This is a genomic window from Nostoc sp. (assembly GCF_036917395.1).
In the GTDB taxonomy this organism is placed as follows: domain Bacteria; phylum Cyanobacteriota; class Cyanobacteriia; order Cyanobacteriales; family Nostocaceae; genus Nostoc.
Genome location: NZ_JBALDI010000057.1, coordinates 87,652 through 105,232, shown reverse-complemented (window position 1 = coordinate 105,232; position 17,581 = coordinate 87,652). Strand labels below are relative to the sequence as shown.

At 42.0% G+C, this 17,581-nt stretch carries 16 protein-coding genes; 8 read left to right on the top strand and 8 right to left on the bottom strand.

Annotation, left to right across the window (positions count from 1 at the left end; genetic code table 11):
* The first annotated feature begins 21 nt into the window (after positions 1-21).
* The 4 genes from V7K46_RS20075 (at position 22) to V7K46_RS20060 (ending at position 3,658) form a co-directional block, all read left to right on the top strand.
* Positions 22-264 carry a type II toxin-antitoxin system HicB family antitoxin gene (locus tag V7K46_RS20075; protein WP_335116135.1) on the top strand — a complete coding sequence of 81 codons (243 nt, stop codon included), beginning with the start codon at positions 22-24 and terminating at the stop codon, positions 262-264.
* Positions 264-482 carry a type II toxin-antitoxin system HicA family toxin gene (locus tag V7K46_RS20070; protein WP_335116133.1) on the top strand — a complete coding sequence of 73 codons (219 nt, stop codon included), beginning with the start codon at positions 264-266 and terminating at the stop codon, positions 480-482. The genes V7K46_RS20075 and V7K46_RS20070 overlap by 1 nt, the downstream gene beginning before the upstream one ends.
* A 457-nt stretch (positions 483-939) precedes the next feature.
* Positions 940-2,085, top strand: a complete 1,146-nt coding sequence (locus V7K46_RS20065) for a hybrid sensor histidine kinase/response regulator (protein WP_335116131.1) — start codon at positions 940-942, stop codon at positions 2,083-2,085.
* Between the two features lie 193 nt (positions 2,086-2,278).
* Entirely contained in the window at positions 2,279-3,658 is a 1,380-nt protein-coding gene (locus tag V7K46_RS20060; protein ID WP_335116129.1) for an aldehyde dehydrogenase, read from the top strand.
* Between the two features lie 84 nt (positions 3,659-3,742).
* Here the strand turns inward: V7K46_RS20060 and V7K46_RS20055 are convergent, their stop codons facing one another.
* From V7K46_RS20055 to V7K46_RS20045, 3 genes are all read right to left on the bottom strand, one after another.
* Complete coding sequence (locus tag V7K46_RS20055) at positions 3,743-4,348, bottom strand: sulfite oxidase-like oxidoreductase (RefSeq protein ID WP_334964393.1); 606 nt, start codon at positions 4,346-4,348, stop codon at positions 3,743-3,745.
* A 308-nt stretch (positions 4,349-4,656) separates the two neighbouring features.
* A complete protein-coding gene (rpmF, locus tag V7K46_RS20050) occupies positions 4,657-4,830 on the bottom strand; it encodes a 50S ribosomal protein L32 (RefSeq protein ID WP_334797080.1) in 174 nt (57 codons plus the stop codon).
* Between the two features lie 284 nt (positions 4,831-5,114).
* A complete protein-coding gene (locus V7K46_RS20045) occupies positions 5,115-5,606 on the bottom strand; it encodes a hypothetical protein (protein ID WP_335116127.1) in 492 nt (163 codons plus the stop codon).
* A gap of 198 nt (positions 5,607-5,804) precedes the next feature.
* Between V7K46_RS20045 and V7K46_RS20040 the strand changes: the two genes are divergently transcribed.
* Positions 5,805-7,685 carry a caspase family protein gene (locus tag V7K46_RS20040; RefSeq protein WP_335116125.1) on the top strand — a complete coding sequence of 627 codons (1,881 nt, stop codon included), beginning with the start codon at positions 5,805-5,807 and terminating at the stop codon, positions 7,683-7,685.
* A gap of 96 nt (positions 7,686-7,781) precedes the next feature.
* Here the strand turns inward: V7K46_RS20040 and V7K46_RS20035 are convergent, their stop codons facing one another.
* Positions 7,782-8,159 carry a Mo-dependent nitrogenase C-terminal domain-containing protein gene (locus V7K46_RS20035; protein WP_334721355.1) on the bottom strand — a complete coding sequence of 126 codons (378 nt, stop codon included), beginning with the start codon at positions 8,157-8,159 and terminating at the stop codon, positions 7,782-7,784.
* Between the two features lie 527 nt (positions 8,160-8,686).
* On the opposite strand from V7K46_RS20035, the gene V7K46_RS20030 reads away from it, so the two are divergent.
* Positions 8,687-9,883 (top strand): anion transporter, encoded by a 1,197-nt coding sequence (locus V7K46_RS20030; protein WP_335116122.1) that lies wholly within the window; start codon positions 8,687-8,689, stop codon positions 9,881-9,883.
* 18 nt (positions 9,884-9,901) lie between these two features.
* On the opposite strand, the gene V7K46_RS20025 is transcribed toward V7K46_RS20030, so the two are convergent.
* The 4 genes from V7K46_RS20025 to V7K46_RS20010 all read right to left on the bottom strand — a co-directional run bounded on the left by V7K46_RS20025 (position 9,902) and on the right by V7K46_RS20010 (position 14,245).
* The gene (locus V7K46_RS20025; protein WP_335116120.1) at positions 9,902-10,102 is read right to left on the bottom strand and encodes a Uma2 family endonuclease; all 201 of its coding nucleotides are present in this window, start codon (positions 10,100-10,102) and stop codon (positions 9,902-9,904) included.
* 77 nt (positions 10,103-10,179) lie between these two features.
* Positions 10,180-11,952: a ribonuclease J gene (locus V7K46_RS20020; RefSeq protein ID WP_335116118.1), complete on the bottom strand. Its 1,773-nt coding sequence runs from the start codon at positions 11,950-11,952 to the stop codon at positions 10,180-10,182.
* 232 nt (positions 11,953-12,184) lie between these two features.
* Positions 12,185-13,069, bottom strand: coding sequence for a 4-hydroxy-tetrahydrodipicolinate synthase (dapA, locus tag V7K46_RS20015; protein ID WP_273767256.1), 885 nt, complete (start codon positions 13,067-13,069; stop codon positions 12,185-12,187).
* Between the two features lie 132 nt (positions 13,070-13,201).
* The gene (locus V7K46_RS20010; RefSeq protein WP_335116115.1) at positions 13,202-14,245 is read right to left on the bottom strand and encodes an aspartate-semialdehyde dehydrogenase; all 1,044 of its coding nucleotides are present in this window, start codon (positions 14,243-14,245) and stop codon (positions 13,202-13,204) included.
* Between the two features lie 855 nt (positions 14,246-15,100).
* On the opposite strand from V7K46_RS20010, the gene tig reads away from it, so the two are divergent.
* A complete protein-coding gene (gene tig / locus V7K46_RS20005) occupies positions 15,101-16,537 on the top strand; it encodes a trigger factor (protein ID WP_335116113.1) in 1,437 nt (478 codons plus the stop codon).
* 336 nt (positions 16,538-16,873) lie between these two features.
* Complete coding sequence (clpP, locus tag V7K46_RS20000) at positions 16,874-17,572, top strand: ATP-dependent Clp endopeptidase proteolytic subunit ClpP (protein WP_334973371.1); 699 nt, start codon at positions 16,874-16,876, stop codon at positions 17,570-17,572.
* Positions 17,573-17,581 lie beyond the last annotated feature (9 nt).

Below are 17,581 nucleotides of genomic sequence, written 5' to 3'. Positions count from 1 at the left end.
AATAATTAAGATAATCTCTTGATGTTGACAAAATACCTAAAAGCTGCATTACATCAAGCAAAATATCATATTTTGGCTGATGATAGTACATTTTATGGAGAAATTCCTTACTTCCAAGGTGTCTGGGCTAACACAGATACTTTAGAAACTTGTAGAGAGGAATTAGAAGAAGTTCTGGAAGAGTGGATTTTATTGCGAGTATCTCGAAATCTACCTTTACCTATTGTTGATGGCATTAACTTGTCAATCAAGAAAGTGGCATAATGCCTACCTTTGGCTCAATTAAGCGCTCTGACTTAATTCGCTACTTAAGGCAACTAGGGTTTGAAGGGCCATTTTCTGGTAGTAAGCATCAGTATATGCTTAAGGATGATATCACGGTAAGAATACCAAACCCTCATAAAAGCGACATTGGCAAAGGGCTTTTGACTGAAATATTGCGACAAGCTGAAATTGAAAAAGATGAGTGGGAGAATTTGTAGTGTTGTTTTGAACTATGAGTGCGATCGCTATTCCTTCCACAGTAGAATTTCAGCAAGTTTTAGATAATCTCACGTCTGGAGAATGAGCGCTCGCCTGCTTTGCGCTGAGGATGTATGCCTTATTTCTCCTGATCGCACACCTACTCTACAGCGATCGCCAATGCAATTCTATCTCCAGTTCCCTACTTGATTCACTACGTTAAATGCTACCTATGTATTACTACCATCTAGTGTATCTTGATATAAAGTTTTACCAGCAATAATTCAATTAGTGAGTTATTATTTGGCAAAAAACACAGCCCATCTGAACTTAGCAGGAAATTCCACAGTCCCTAAATACCAAATTACTAATAAATAATTCTTGCGTGGAAGATCAACTAAAGAAATTGAGAGACAAATTGATACAAATAAAGCTAATCTGACAAAAATTTACTTTTACCCCATACCTTGCATCTATATGACTTCACAATCTTCTCGCTCTGACAAAATTCTAGTTGTCGATGACTCTCCTGATAACGTGTTCTTGATCAAAACTATTTTGGAAGAAGAAGGTTACACGATTAACACCGCAGAAAATGGGATTTCCGCCTTGGCAGAATTGAAAGCATCTCCTTGCGACTTGGTTCTGCTGGATCTGATGATGCCAGGTATGGACGGGTACGAAGTCACCAAGCACATTCGTGGAGAGATGAAATTGCCGCAATACATCCCTATATTGCTGATCACTGCCCACGATGCGCCCAACGTCGCCCACGGTTTAGACTTGGGTGCTGATGATTTTATCCGCAAACCTGTAACAGTAGATGAATTACTAGCACGAGTGCGATCGCTCCTGCGCTTGAAGCATAGTATGGATGAACGTGATGAAATTGCCCGTCAGCGAGAAGATTTTGTCTCCCGCCTCACCCACGACTTACGCACTCCCTTGGTGGCGGCCGATCGCATGTTGATGCTATTTCAGCAAGGAGCGTTGGGAGTATTATCATCACAAATGCAGGAAGTAATCGCCATCATGGCCCGTAGCAATATCAACCTGCTTTCTATGGTCAATACCTTATTGGAAGTTTACCGTTTTGAAGCAGGTCGCAAAACTTTGGCATTTCAATCGGTTAACTTGGTGCAGTTGCTAGAGGAGGTAAGTGGAGAATTATCACCTTTAGCTCAAGACAAAGCACTATCCATTAATCTAGACTTTACTGAGGAGTCAAGCATAAACACAGTGATGGGCGATCGCTTAGAATTGCATCGTCTATTCACAAATCTTATCGGAAATGCGATCAAATTTACCGACTCTGGGTCTGTGACTATTCGTCTTACTTCTCAACCCCAGTTCGACAAAAGTAGCCAATCTCAATTTTCTGGAAAATCCAATCCCGTTGAATATATTAGTATTGAGATAGCGGATACTGGCCCAGGTATTCCCCCTCAAGAACAAGCCACCATATTTGAACGATTTCGCCAAGGCAGCCACAAGACTTCTGGTAGTGGCTTAGGACTATACCTTGCTCGGAGAATTGTTGAAGCACATCAAGGCATCATTCTGCTTAATTCGGAGTTAGCGAAAGGTAGTGTATTTATGGTCCTTCTACCCACCAAAGCATGAGAAAATTAGCAATTATAAATTATGAATTATCGAATTTTTACCATGATAATTCATAATTTATAACTTTACTATTCTCTACTAATAATTTAAATTAATTATTCCAATTAGAAATCAAATCCTAAAATCTGATGAATCAAATATCCTAATCTAGCAGCGCTAACATTAAATAAATCCTTTTTGAGAGGACAAAACAATGATTACCACTGAATTATCTAACGTTGGCAATATTATCCAGAATCAGCGAGAGTTTTTTCAAACTGGCAAAACTAAAGATGTCACTTTTCGCATTGAACAACTTAAAAATCTCAAGCAAGCAATTATTGAGCATGAACAGTCAATAGTCGAGGCATTACAAGCGGATTTACATAAACCAGAAGTGGAGAGTTACCTAGAAATCGGCGTAATTAAGGAAATAGATTACGCTATAAAACATCTTCAAAACTGGAGTAAGCCCAAAAAAGCAGCGGTTTCCTGGGATTTTTTTTCCTACTCAGCCCGAATTTATCCAGAACCGTTAGGGGTTGTCTTAATTATCGGCCCTTGGAACTATCCATTTAACTTAATTATCTCACCGTTAATCGGTGCGATCGCAGCCGGGAATTGTGCAATTATCAAACCTTCAGAAGTTGCTTCTCATACCTCCCATATCATCACTGAAATTTTTGCCAAACATTTTGACCCAGCTTATATTGCAGTAGTTGAAGGAGGCGTTGAAGCAAGTCAAAAACTACTGACAGAAAAGTTTGACCATATCTTTTTTACTGGTGGCACAGCCGTCGGCAAAATCATCATGGCAGCAGCGGCCAAATATCTCACACCAGTTACTTTAGAATTGGGCGGTAAAAGTCCTTGTATCGTAGATACTGAGATTAATCTTGAACACACTGTTAGACGAATTACTTGGGGCAAATTTATTAATGCTGGACAAACTTGTATTGCCCCTGACTATCTTTTAGTTGATAAAAAAATCAAAAAAGATTTAGTAGATGGAATAGAAAAATGCCTAAAAGAATTTTATGGCGATAATCCTGTAACCAGTCCTGATTACGCCAGGATTATCAGTCAAAAACACTTTGATAGATTGGTTAACTTTCTCAAAGATGGGGAAGTTATCATTGGTGGAGAAAATCAACCTTCAGAGCGTTATATCGCTCCCACAGTGATTGATAATGTCTCTTTAGAAGATTCTTTAATGCAGGAAGAAATTTTTGGCCCCATTTTACCAATCATTGAATATACTGATATTGCCGAAGCGATCGCCTTGATTAACTCTAGACCTAAACCCTTGGCGTTATACTTATTTTCTCAAAACAAAAACCTGCAAAAGCGAGTTTTGCAGGAAACTTCGTCTGGTGGAGTCTGTATCAATGACACAATAATGCAAGTTGGTGTCTCGTCTTTACCATTTGGTGGGGTGGGAGATAGCGGTATTGGCAACTATCACGGCAAAGCTAGTTTTGACACCTTTTCTCATGACAAAAGTGTGTTGCAAAACTCATTCTGGCTAGATTTAAAATGGCGATATGCTCCCTATGAGGGCAAATTGCCGCTAATCAAGAAACTTCTGGGTTGAAAGTTATGAGTTATTTGAATTTTGGATTTAAGGGAAAATCTAAAATTTAAAATCTAAAATCCAAAATTGAATAACTCCTAACTATTAAAACCCAAAAGCATTGCTATAACGCTCCTCAGCCCAAGGTTCACCACGGCGATGGTAGCCATTGCGCTCCCAAAAACCAAGTTCTTCACCAGCTAAAAACTCTAAACCATTAATCCATTTAGCACTTTTCCAAGCGTAGAGGTGGGGCACAACTAGCCGCATCGGGCCACCGTGTTCAGCTGGAAGGTCTTCACCAAAGACTTTAAAGGCAAAGAAGTTTTCTTCGCGCATAAAATCTTCTACAGAGATATTGGTAGTGTAGCCGCCGTAGCAGTGTTCCATAATGTGGGCTACTTTGGGGTCTAGCTCAATCAGACCCATGAAATCTGTCATTTTTATGCCAGTCCATTTGACATCGAGTTTAGACCAGCGCGTTACACAGTGGAAGTCTGCTGTGAATTCGTGTTGAGGTAGCGCCATAAAATCTGACCAACTAAAGGTAGCAGATTTTGCTAAACCCCAAACTCGAAACTCCCATTCCTCAATGCTGACTTGGGGAGTTGCACCGTAAGTTAATACGGGGAAACCTTTAGCTAAGTGTTGACCAGGAGGGACGCGTTCCCCCTCTTCTTTCCCTGGTTTCTGAAAAAATTTTCCTAGCATAGTTGGAGAAAAATAAGTTTTCTCAAGGTATTTACAAGCTTTTTTGCTGAGTTGCCAACAGCACCAGATGTTTTACTCTTTATATGATTACTTGATCATTACTCATGAATGATCGGTAATGGGTAATGGATGTTCCCAATTACTCACTACCAACTTTTCTGGATTTAATCAGCTTGTGTAGAGGATCTATGATCCATAATGCAATCAGAAAAGCTAAGAAAAAGCATTTATCCAGTGGTAAGAAGCTTGATTGGTTTTATTGCCAATCAAATCTATCGGTACTGTTCATGCTTTTCCTGACTGGGGAATTATGATTCTTCTTCCTCTTCTTCAGCAGTTGGATACACAAATGTAGAACGTCCAGTCAAAATCGACTTGCCCATAGATAGGGCTTTCTGAGCTTCGACGACGGCTTTGTGCCTCCAGGTAGCTCGACGTTTATCTCGTTTTGATTTAGAAGTTTTCTTCTTAGGAACAGCCATGTCAGCAGATATCGCGATTCTTGACAACCTTCTTATTCTAGGCCATCCACTGACGCCAAGGACAACAGGTAATACCAATTCAAAATTCAAAATTCAAAATTCAAAATTCAAAATTAAGAAAGTCAGACATAACAAAGGTTTGGGAGTATGTATCGTGTCGCATTCTTTTTTCAAATTGGTATAAGTTGAATTGAGAGGTTGAGACTGAAGTTGGACACAAGACACTGGGAGAGAGGGAATTCTAAGATTGACCTCTTCCTTGTCTTTGTGTCTAGCTCAACCCGTTATTTTTGGGTTGACACACCGCTAGCTGCTGGAACTGTATTAGAGCTATTTTCAAAGAAAAGTAGCGATCGCGCAGTTTTGAAGTAAGTGGCCCAATTTTGAGCATCGGGGCGCGATCGCCATTGGGGACGACTGACTTCTAATGTCAGAACTGGTGCGATCGCACCATAATTTTGTACGGTCACAATGATTGAAACATCTGTCACCAAGATATCTTGGTCGAAACTCCGTTGAGCAGCTGCCCTAGCGGCTGCTTCCGCTTTCCGGAGAACGGTTTCATAGTTTTCCTCCGGCAGGCGGTCAATAGCTAGATCAACTCTAGCGGTGTAAGCTCGCACAACCTGAGGTGCGATCGCTTCCGTCAAAAACCACGTAGGAACGGTAGATATGAGCAAAATTATTAAAGGAACTATCCGGATTCTTCTGGCAATCTGGCTAATAACTGAAAAGGGAGTGATCGATGATGGTAGGTGAGCAGAAATCTTGCTCATGACCTTCTATCTCCTTAGTGATGATCTGTTATTGAAATTAGGTGAAAGTATTTTCCGGTCTATTGACGTAATAAAAATTACATTTTAACTTAAGATTCGATCAGAATCACCTAGACATAAAACATCGGTTAGCTTTGTTTTTTTGGCAAAGCTGACCGCAATTTTAAGACCAGCAAACAATAACTGACAAAAAGCGGGATGGCAAATTACTGGGCGATCGCGATTGGCATCAATCAATATCAGTTATTTCAACCTTTAAGTTGTGCCCAAGCAGATGCTGAGGCACTAGAGGATTTTTTGGTGACAGAGGGAGGTTTTGTCCCCAAACACTGTCTAGTCATGACAGATACTTCGCCGCCCATTGAGGATAGGTCAACTTACCCGACAAAGGAGAATATTTTCCTGCTGCTTGAGGATTTGGCAGCGACAAGTTGGCAACCAGAAGATTATCTGTGGTTATTTTTTAGCGGTTATGGGGTCAACTACAAGGGCAAAGATTACTTAATGCCAGCGGAAGGCAACCCCGAGCTCGTGCAAGAGACTGGCATAGAATTGCGATCGCTAATGCAAAGTCTCCAACTTGCTGAGATGAATGTATTGTTACTGCTCGATATCAACCGCGCTTTTGGCACTCAAGCTGATGCTCCCGTTGGCGAAGAAACAATAGAACTAGCCCAAGAACTACAACTCGCTACAATTCTTTCTTGCCAACCAGAGCAATTTTCCCATGAAAGTAGCGAACTAGGTCACGGATTCTTTACAGCAGCTTTATTAGAAGCTTTGCGTTCTGGTAATGGCAGCAACTTGGCAGATTTAGAAAGCTACCTGAGTCTGCTGATGCCAAAATTATGTCAACACCACTGGCGTCCTGTCCAAAACCCTGCCACGATCATTCCATCAACACCGCAGGTAATCTTGCCACAATTGGCAATGGAAAGCGACTTTGAAGTAAATCCGGTGATTTATCCAGAAGAATCCTTTGCTGTTGCCCTTGCAGCTCCTCCCCTCGACGATTACCCTAAAACTTCAGCAGAGCGGGGCAGATGGGGAGAAGCTACTGTCAACTCCTCCCAACAGGTGAAGACTCACGAGGTGGAGAAGTCTAAGAGTCAACCAGTCCAGGAGTCAGCTACTAGCTTTGTTTCCCAGCCAATGCCGGAAACTTCTTTAGGAGTGAATACAACGGGAAGATTTATCCCCAATTCCTCCAAAGGTTACGTCTCTCGATTGCCATCGAATCAGCCAAGTATTCCTTTTTGGAAACAGTTTATCTTGTGGGGCGGAGGCAGCCTGCTGGTAGCAGGTTTAATCGCCGTAGTTTTTCTCCGTAATCAAGAAACTTTTAGAATTAAGCAAATATCAAACACATCACCTAATGCTACTGCTAGCGATCGCCAGGTTATCCAGAATTTACCAAACGCTCGCACTCCACCAGTTAGACTCAAAAACCAATCTAGCGCCCAAATAACTTCTAGTTCCGAGTCGAAAAAGCGAAATCAAGCAGTATTAGACTTGGCGAAAATGTCGCTCAGACAAACTCAGGCTAGTGATTTGAGCTTGGCGATCGCTACAGCCCAAAAAATTCAACCCGGTGAACCACTGTACGAGCAAGCTCAGGAGAATATTAAGATTTGGAGTCGGATGATTCTAGATTTAGCAGAGGGTCGTGCTAAACAAAGACAGTATGCTAGCGCTATTGCTGCCGCACGATTAATCACCAAAGATGAAGCCCTCTATGCCAAAGCACAAGCAGTAATCAACCTGTGGCGACTAGAGGGCAAGCAGTATGTGACTAACAAAACTCTTTTAGATGCAGCTAATGCCTTAATTAAGTCTGAACAGGCATCTACCTACAATCGGGCGATCGAAGTTGCTAAGAAAGTACCATCAGATCAACCAGGCTTCGATACTGCCCAAAAATCGATCAATAAATGGAGTGAGAAAATTTTAGACCTGGCCAAGCGTCGCGCTGCCGAAGGAGACAGCAATGCAGCAATTGCGACCGCTGCTTTAGTACCAGAGGAGACAGCCACTTACGAAGATGCTCAGGATGCCATCCAAAAATGGCAAAAAAAATAGTAGAAAAATAGTTAGGAGTTAAGAGTTAGAAGTTAGGAATTATAAGTTTTAATTCCTCACTCATAACTCCTGACTCGTAACTTTTCCCACACTCTTTCAGCAGTACTGCGACACATCTTCGCCGCATTCGTCCGCTAGATAGCACATTGCTCGGAAACGTAAACCAACCACTTCTTCATATAAGGGGTTGAGCTTGCACATGGGCGGAATGTGAAACAGGGTTTTCCCAAATAATTTGACATCTCGCTCAAATGGACACTGAGATGGAATCAGTTTACACAAGCGGTGAGCTAGTTGGCGATCGCGGACTTGAATGCTATCTACACGCTGCCGTAGGGGTTGGAGAATATTCCAGTAAGATTTGGAAACAGAACGGTCTAGCTGGGTTACTTTATGGTCACTAGTCTCTGCTTGATTGATTGATACCCAGCTTGCAAGAAAAATCTTTTTTGTGGTATTATCAGATACCTTCATGGTTAATCCCCTGTGTTATTGAGGCTGTTCATCTTTTTGATGAATATATACAACGTGGCAACGAACTTTACCGGACAAATCGCGTTCTGACTGCGATATAATGTGATACCTGATTAGCCACTTAAGTCAGAACCTAATTTATTACTACGTCAAGTTAATCGCAAATTTCTGGGGATCGGTAGTGTAATATTACGATCTTGTTCATAACTTGATATAGTTTAGATTTTAATGAAGACATCCACCATTCGATAGGTTTTAGTGTAACATTTACAGAACTTAATCTAAGGTCTTTCTGCAAGTATTTTTGCTAAGTATAAATATTGGTAATACCCTAATAGGCGTCTTTCGTCTGCGTATTCCCACTTCTCCACCTCAGAGCGTCCTGTTCATTGCTGGCTGAATGCCGTAGAAGTAAAGAGAAGTCTGTAGATGCGGCTGCGGCTTAAAGCCAGGTGGGTTGGCTTTCTCAGTAGATGCAGAGCGGCTAGTCATGAAACATCGGTCGTGGCAAAGTCTCAGTAAAGAAAGTGATTATTCTTCAATTTGCAATCTATAGCGTCTTAGGGTTAACTTATCTGGGATTAGCATTGGGCTACATTCCTGGTTTACGCATGAACCGTGCCACCATTGCTTTAGTCGGTTCTGCCTTTTTAATTGCTTTAGGTGTTCTGAATTTACAGGAGGCATGGCAGGCCATTGATGCCAATACCATCGTATTTCTCTTGAGCATGATGGTAGTTAATGCCAACCTATCCTTTGCAGGGTTTTTTAGACGAGCAATCTCAATGATATTGAGTATCACTCGCAGTCCTCTAGGTTTGTTAATTGCTTTAACTTTTGGTAGTGGTATTCTCTCCGCCTTTTTTCTCAATGACACTATAGCGTTGATTTTTACACCCTTAACTTTGAGCCTGACTCTAGCTTTGGGCTTAAATCCAATTCCTTATTTACTAGCGATCGCAGGTGCAACTAATATAGGCTCGGTAGCAACTTTGAGCGGTAATCCTCAAAATATCTTGATTGGCTCCTTTTCAGGCATCTCCTATCTAGATTTTCTGCGTGCATTGGCCCCAGTTGCCCTAATAGGCTTGGTAATTCAAGTAGGATTACTGTGGCTACTTTACCCAGATGTGCGCTCAGTCAAACCTTGCGAACAGGTAATAGTTGGCAATCAACGGATTTTTAAACCCTTATTTAAAAAAACATTAGTCATCACAATTGGGCTACTAATTGCATTTACTGTCGGCTTACCCTTAGCGGAGTCTGCTCTAGTTGCTGCTAGCTTGTTGCTAATCACTCGCCGGGTTAAACCCCAGCGCATTTTGCAAAAGGTAGATTGGAATCTGCTGGTAATGTTTTCTGGATTGTTTATTCTGACGCGAGTCACGCAAAAGTTGAATTTACTCCAGCCATTTACCCATGCAATCAACTCTGCTGCGAGTTTTTTGAGTGTAACTGTTATCTTATCTAACTTAATTTCTAATGTGCCTGCTGTACTTCTGCTGCATCCCCTGGTTCCTCCAAGTGACACTAAGTATTGGCTATTGTTGGCTGCTGGATCAACTTTGGCTGGTAATTTGACTTTGTTTGGTTCAGTCGCTAACTTGATAGTTGTAGAAGCTGCTGCTGATTTAGGCTACAAGCTAACTTTTTGGGAACACCTGCGTTTTGGAGCGCCACTAACGTTATGTACTATAGTTCTACTATACCTCTGGGTTCATTGAGGATATGTAGCAACAACCCTAAGCTGAAAACACCTGCTGGGCTGTCAGGGTTAATTCTGCAAATGTTTGAGAAATAATCTGCTGGTTTCCAGTGAACACAGTTTGCTTGTAACTACCATTATCTAGCAAACACACTGTCACCTTATTTTTTAAGGGGTCAACAATCCAATACTCGACCACACCAATAGCTGCATACTCAGAGGTTTTTTGGTTATCCACACATTTCAAGCCAAAGCGCAAAGACGTTAGAAAAACTCTACGTCTGTGCGCCTCTGCGTGAGATTATCTTAAATTCCCTACGATGCTACTTGAGCAGCAGTCCGAGTGCGGCGTCTTCTCCCATCAGCAACTTTCACAGGCGGCTCATCAGGGATTTGCATCAACAAAGTCACAGATGGCTGACATTGCAGTTCGCGGCGGATAGAACGTTGCAATTCTCGCTCTAAAGTACCTTGTAATCCACCCCAATCTATATCTGCTGCTTCACCTTCCCCAGCAGCAAATTCTGACCAGCGCACAGTGAGGATTTCTTCAATCCGTTGTTTTACCCAGGTTTGTAGCAGCGATCGCTCTACACTTGTCACTACACCCCGTAAGTGAATTTCTGGTTTTGCCAACAGTTTACCATTCCAATCAATGGCAGCTGCGATCGTGATAATGCCTTCTGAAGCCATGCGTTGCCGTTCTTGCAGCACTTTGGCACTTACCATACCCGAACTAGTAGTATCCACCAATTCGATACCAGATGGCACTTTACCAGCGACGCGAATGGCGTCTTCAGTCAGTTCGACAATATCACCATTCTGAATAATAATCATGTTTTCGGCGGGAATGCCCATACTCTGAGCCGTTTCTGCGTGCTTCACTAGCATCCGATGTTCGCCGTGAAATGGCACAAAGAATTTGGGTCGAGTTAAGGCAATCATCAGCTTTTGTTCTTCCTGACAGCCGTGACCGGAGACGTGAATCCCTTTATCCCGACCATAGACCACTTTCGCACCCTGAATCATTAATTTATCAATGGTGTTGACTACTGCGATCGTATTTCCGGGAATTGGGTTAGCAGAGAATACTACCGTATCTCCTTCGCGGATTTTGATGTGAGGGTGTTCTTTGTTGGCGATGCGGGTCATTGCTGCCATCGTTTCGCCCTGAGAACCTGTAGTTAAAATCAATACTCTCTCATCAGGTAGATTGCGGACTGCGTGCAATGGTTGCAGCAGATTATCTTCACACTTGATGTAACCTAAATTGCGGGCATGAGCAATCAAGTTCAGCATTGAACGCCCTACAATGGTCACTACACGGTTTTGCTTCTTGGCGATATCCAAAATCATGTTGATGCGATGCACGCTCGAAGCAAAGGTAGTAACAAACAATCGCCCGGTGGCTTGACTAAATACTCTCTCCAGATTGGGATAAACTGAACGTTCGGAAGGTGTAAATCCTGGTACTTCGGAGTTAGTGGAATCACTTAGCAAACAAAGAACGCCTTTTTCACCATGTTCTGCTAGGCGTTGCAAATCAAACTTTTCACCATCCACTGGAGTATGGTCAATTTTAAAATCCCCTGTGTGAATGACTACACCCAGAGGAGTATGAATGGCAACAGTGAAACTATCAGCGATGGAGTGGGTGTTACGGATATATTCCACTAAAAAGTTTTTGCCAATCCGCACCACATCACGTGGTAGAACTGTTCTGATTTCTGTGCGATCGCGCACTCCTGCTTCTTCTAATTTACCCTCTAGCATTGCCATTGCTAGTCTGGGGCCATAAATCACCGGGATATCAAATTGCTTGAGATGAAAAGCAATCCCGCCAATATGGTCTTCATGACCGTGAGTAACGATCATCCCTTTAATTTTGTGGCGATTTTCCCGCAGATAGGTCGTATCTGGCAAAACAATATTTACTCCATGCATCGCCTCAGTAGGAAAAGCCAATCCTGCATCTAGCAGGATAATTTCATGGTCATACTCAAAAAGACAGGTATTTTTTCCAATTTCATGCAAACCGCCCAAAGGAATAATTTTCAAGGCGGAATTATTAGCTTCGTTTTTAGCCATTTTCTCCTTAGATTGTTACTTATGGTTAATTAAGTTGATAGTTAACTTTCCTTGTATTTAAGACAACATCATCTGTCTCTTAAGTTAGTTCCAAAACAATCAAGTTTTAATTGAAATATTCAATTTTTTATTCAATAAAATTGATTTAAATTGCAACTTATGAACAATTCTGATCATTGTTTATATGTATCTTTAGAAAGCAGCAGATTACCAGCGCTTAACCAAATAGTCGCTAGATTAAACTAAGTTCTTTCAGAACCGCTTCTAACTTTTGACTAACTTCTAAGTCAGCTTCACATAGCGGCGGACGAGTTGAACCAACCTCCCAGCCTTGAAGTTTTAGTGCTTTTTTCACTGGAATGGGATTTGAAGTGAGAAATAGAGCTTTAAACAACGGGAAGAGTTGGAGATGAATTTCGCTGGCTACCTCTATTTTACCCGCACTAAAAGCTTGGATCATCTGCTGTAGTTGGTTTCCTACCAGATGAGAAGCCACACTTACCACACCCTTTGCCCCGATCGCTAACAAAGGCAAAGTCATGTAATCATCACCAGAGTAGATGTGGAATTCTTTTGGTGTCAAGCGACGAATTTCGCTCGCCTGATCTATGTTACCAGTGGATTCTTTAATCCCGACAATATTGTTAACCTTAGCTAACCGGGCAACTGTTTCTGGCTGAAGGTTTTGTCCAGTACGACCTGGGACATTGTATAACAACAATGGTAGGTCGGGACAGGCTTGTGCTATTGCCTGAAAGTGCGCTTCCAATCCCGCTTGTGGCGGTTTGTTGTAATAAGGAACAACTTGTAAGGAACCATGTACTCCTATTTTAGACGCTTTTTGGGTAGCAGCGATCGCTTCTTTGGTGGAATTTGAACCACAACCTGCGATCACCTTGGCTTTTCCTGCCACGGACTGCAACACCTCGACAAACAACTGGTATTCCTCATCCCAACTTAAAGTAGGAGATTCTCCTGTTGTGCCGCACATCACCAATGTATCTGTGCCGTTGTTAGCTAGATGTGCTGCCAGTTCTGCCGCTACATCATAATTTACACTACCGTCTGCTTTAAACGGCGTAATCATAGCGGTTAAAACATTGCCAAAATCTCCCACCCTGTTTTCACTCCTGATTACCCATGTTTTTGTATCTTGGTGGTTTTCTATTGTAATAACTTACCTACATATTGCTTTCACCAGTGATTCGTACATTTGCTCTTTATCATTAGTTTTTATTTTTACTAATAACTAGCTTGAAACGTAAGCCTTAACAGGTTTTAGTAGATTTTTTTCTACCAACAATTCGGCGATTTGTACTGCATTCAATGCTGCGCCTTTGCGGATTTGGTCGCCACACAACCATAATTCCAAGCCACACGGATGAGAAATATCCTGACGAATTCTTCCCACTAAAACTTCATCTCGACCAGTTGCTTCAATTGGCATCGGAAAATGATTAGTTTCCCAATCTTCTACCAATTTCACTCCAGGGGAGCAATTTAAAATTTCTCTGGCTTCCTCTGCACTAAAGGGAGTCTCAAATTCTAAATTAATGGCTTCTGAATGGGCACGGAGTACGGGAACCCGTATACAGGTTGCAGTGATTCTGATTTGCTGCGTACCAAATATTTTTCGGGTTTCGTTGACCATTTTCATCTCTTCCTCACAGTAACCCAAATCGTTTAATGGTGAGTTATGGGGGAATAAATTAAATGCCAGTGGGTAAGGCAATACCTCAGCAACTGGCGGCTGTCCTTGTAGTATAGCGCTTGTTTGGGTTTTGACTTCTGCCATTGCTCGAGCACCAGCACCACTAGCAGATTGGTAGGTTGAGGCTACGATGCGTTGCACTGGTTTAACTTTATGCAATGGCCATACTGCCAAAGTCATTAAAATTGTTGTACAGTTGGGGTTGGCAATAATGCCTTGGTGATTAGCTGCTGCTAGTGGATTAACCTCTGGTACTACTAAGGGAACTTCCGGGTTCATCCGAAAGGCACTGGAGTTATCAATTACCACTGCGCCCTTTTCAATAGCAATTGCTGCCCAAGTTTTGGATGTGGAACCACCTGCACTAGCTAGTACTATATCAACATTTTCAAAGGCGCGATCGCGAACTTGCTCTACTGGTATATTTTCCCCTTTAAACCGCAGCGATCGCCCAACACTCCGCTCTGATGCCAATAACTTCAAGTCAGCAATCGGAAAATTACGGCTTTCTAATAATTCCAGCAACTCTGTGCCAACAGCACCAGTTGCTCCCAAAATAGCTAAACGATAGGATTTAGACAAACTCACTTCCTCCTTTAAGAGGTTTATTTGCAATTTATTGGAACAATTGAAAATTTACTTAAATTATTTAAATGGCGATCGCAATCAATCTTGAAATACATTTTGAATAGATTTAGATTTTTCTCTAATTTAGTCGATCTCTATAGACCTAATACATTTATTTTCTTGAATATTTAATAAGTTAAGTGATGTTGTATTTTACAACAATGGCTATCCAATTTTTACATTTATTTCAACTATATTTATTTAAACTATATATTATTATACAACAAACTGCCATTTAGTAGGAAAATGGAGATATCTGCACTTAGACGTTTAATAGGCATCCTACCAGTAATGCTAACAAATGTCTTGGTTGCAAAGTTGCTGATCAAGAGGATGAACATACTAACATCTAAATGCATAAAATCAGCACAGCAGAAAACTGAGCTATGCAGCTAGGTAACAGATGCGCTCTCGTACCACAACTTAATAATAGCTAGACTCAATACTATAACTTCAACTGGGGAGTACCAACCACTTGCTCAGAACCAGGATATCACAGCGTTAGTCCGCTAAATAATTATATTCCTAAGTTCAGAGGAACTGGAAACTGGGGACTGGGGACTGGAGAAGAGTTTTCCAATGTCCAATGCCCGATTAACTAATTGTTATGAAGGTAAAATGTCAAGTCCTTGGTCATTGGCAGTAAACTGGATCTTTGCCCCAAGACAAATATCCATCATTGGATGTCATAAAGCCTTGTGGCAACATCCCACTACCCCTAAGAGACATCAAGCCATAAACGCAAACAATTATTTTATTGCGTCTTGTGTGTACTCCGAGTTTAAAATATCAGCAAACTAGAGACGAAGCATGAAAGTTACCCAGGAAAGACTCCCCGCCAGCCAAATTGGTCTGGAAATAGAGATTACGCCGGAAATTACCAAGCAAACTTACGAACAGGTAATTAAAAACTTAGCGAGTACTGCCAATATTCCTGGGTTTCGTAAAGGCAAGGTGCCTCGACCGATATTGCTACAACGGTTGGGTACAACTCGAATCAAGGTAGCAGCGCTGGAAGAACTAATTCAAGATGGCATTGAGCAAGCAGTCAAACAAGAAGCTATCCCGGCAATAGGTCAGCCACAATTGCGCTCCTCCTTTGAGGATTTGATTAAGAATTATGAACCTGGAAAACCCCTAACGATCTCGGCTGCTGTCGATGTAGAACCAGAAGTGAATCTAGTGCAGTACACTGATTTGCTTTTCCAAGCTGAAGAAGTCAAGTACGATCCAGAACAAGTGGACAGTAGCCTCGACAAGGAACGTCAAGAATTGGCGACATTGATTCCTGTGGAAGGACGTGCAGCCCAAATCGGCGATATTGCCGTAGTCGATTTTAAAGGTGTATTCTCCAGATCTGAGGGCGAAGACGAAACAGCCGAACCAGAAGTGATTCCAGGAGCTGAAGCAACTGATTTTCAAGTTGAATTGCAGGAAGATAAGTTTATTCCAGGTTTTATTTCTGGAATAGTGGGGATGAATCCTGAAGAAACCAAAGAAATTGCGGCGCAGTTCCCAGATCCATATGCTAATGAAGATTTAGCTGGAAAAGCGGCAACTTTCACAGTAACGCTCAAAGAACTGAAGGAAAAAGAGCTACCAGAATTAAATGACGACTTAGCCCAGGAAATCAGTGATTTTGAAACCTTAGAGGAGTTACGTGCTTCCTTAGTAGAGCAATATCAAAAAGAGGCGGACGAAAAAACCCAAACAAATAAGCAGGAAGCCTTGTTAACGGAACTGCTCAAGCACGTAGAAGTTGACTTACCAGCAACGTTGATTGAGCAAGAAGTGGATGCAATGCTAACGCAAACAGCAATCCGCCTGTCTCAGCAGGGATTAGATGTGAAGAAGTTGTTTACTCAAGATATTATTGTGCAGTTGCGGGAGCGATCGCGCACTGAGGCAATTGAACGCATCAAACGCTCCTTGTCCTTGCGAGAAATCGGTAAACGCGAATCTATCGAGGTAACACCAGAAGAAATTGCATCCAGAGTCACAGAACTTTTGGAACAGTACCCGGAGGAACAAGAGGTTGATGAAGATAAACTGCGCTCAATCGTGCAAAACGAACTATTAACCGAAAAAATCATCGATTGGCTCTTAGAACACTCCTCAGTTGAACTTGTACCCCAAGGCTCCTTGAGTCCCACAGAGGAAACGGAAGCCGCAGAATTAGATGCTGATGCTGATGCACCTCAAATAGAGGAAGAAAGCAGCGATTCCACAGAAGTCACAGAAGGATAATAAAAAATTCTACAGCCATGAGTTCACCAGTTCTGAGTTAAAGTACTGGTGAAATGGGTAAGGTAAGGGAGATGAGGGAGCAGGAGGAGATGAAAGACCACTGCCTCTTAACTCTTGGCTCCTCAAAACTCAGCGATGAAGTCGGAATAATTAAAGAATTAATGAATTTTCGGCAAATAGTGACACATGTTATTGCCTGAGCTTGATACTGTGTTACACGAGAAGAAATTATATGAGGCATAATGGTTAACACGTAGCTTATAAAAATTCCATTCGTTGAAAAGGCAGCACATGCTGCGGAAACATTTGTCCTAAATTATCGTCAAATTTGATTGTATGCTTGGATCGCAATCGGGAAATTACCCCATCAGCAACTTAAGTCGAATAAACATTAACTCCCAGTTGAGCAGCCCTAGCAACATCGTGCCGATGGTGGTAGAACAATCTGGGATGGGAGAAAGGGCTTTCGACATTTACTCCCGCCTGCTGCGAGAGCGGATTATATTTTTGGGAACGCCAATAGACGATGCTGTTGCCAACTCAATTGTGGCTCAGTTATTATTCCTAGACGCCGAAGACTCAGAAAAGGATATCCAACTGTATGTTAATTCTCCTGGTGGCTCGGTCTACGCAGGGATGGCAATCTATGATACAATACAACAAATTCGCCCTGATGTTGTTACTATCTGTTTTGGATTAGCCGCGAGCATGGGGGCGTTTTTGTTGACAGCAGGGGCTGCCGGGAAGCGAATGTCTCTGCCCGACTCCCGGATTATGATTCACCAACCACTTGGTGGCGCTCAAGGTCAAGCGATTGACATTGAAATTCAAGCCAGAGAAATTCTTTACGTTAAGGCTAAGTTGAATCAGTTAATGGCTCACCATACTGGTCAACCCTTAGAAAGACTTGAAGCAGATACGGAGCGCGACTTTTTTATGTCGGCAGAAGAAGCGAAAAACTACGGTTTGATTGATCAGGTCATTTCTAGGCAAAATCTTCCCGTAGCAGGGGAAAACGTCACCATTCTGAAATAAGAGGCTGGT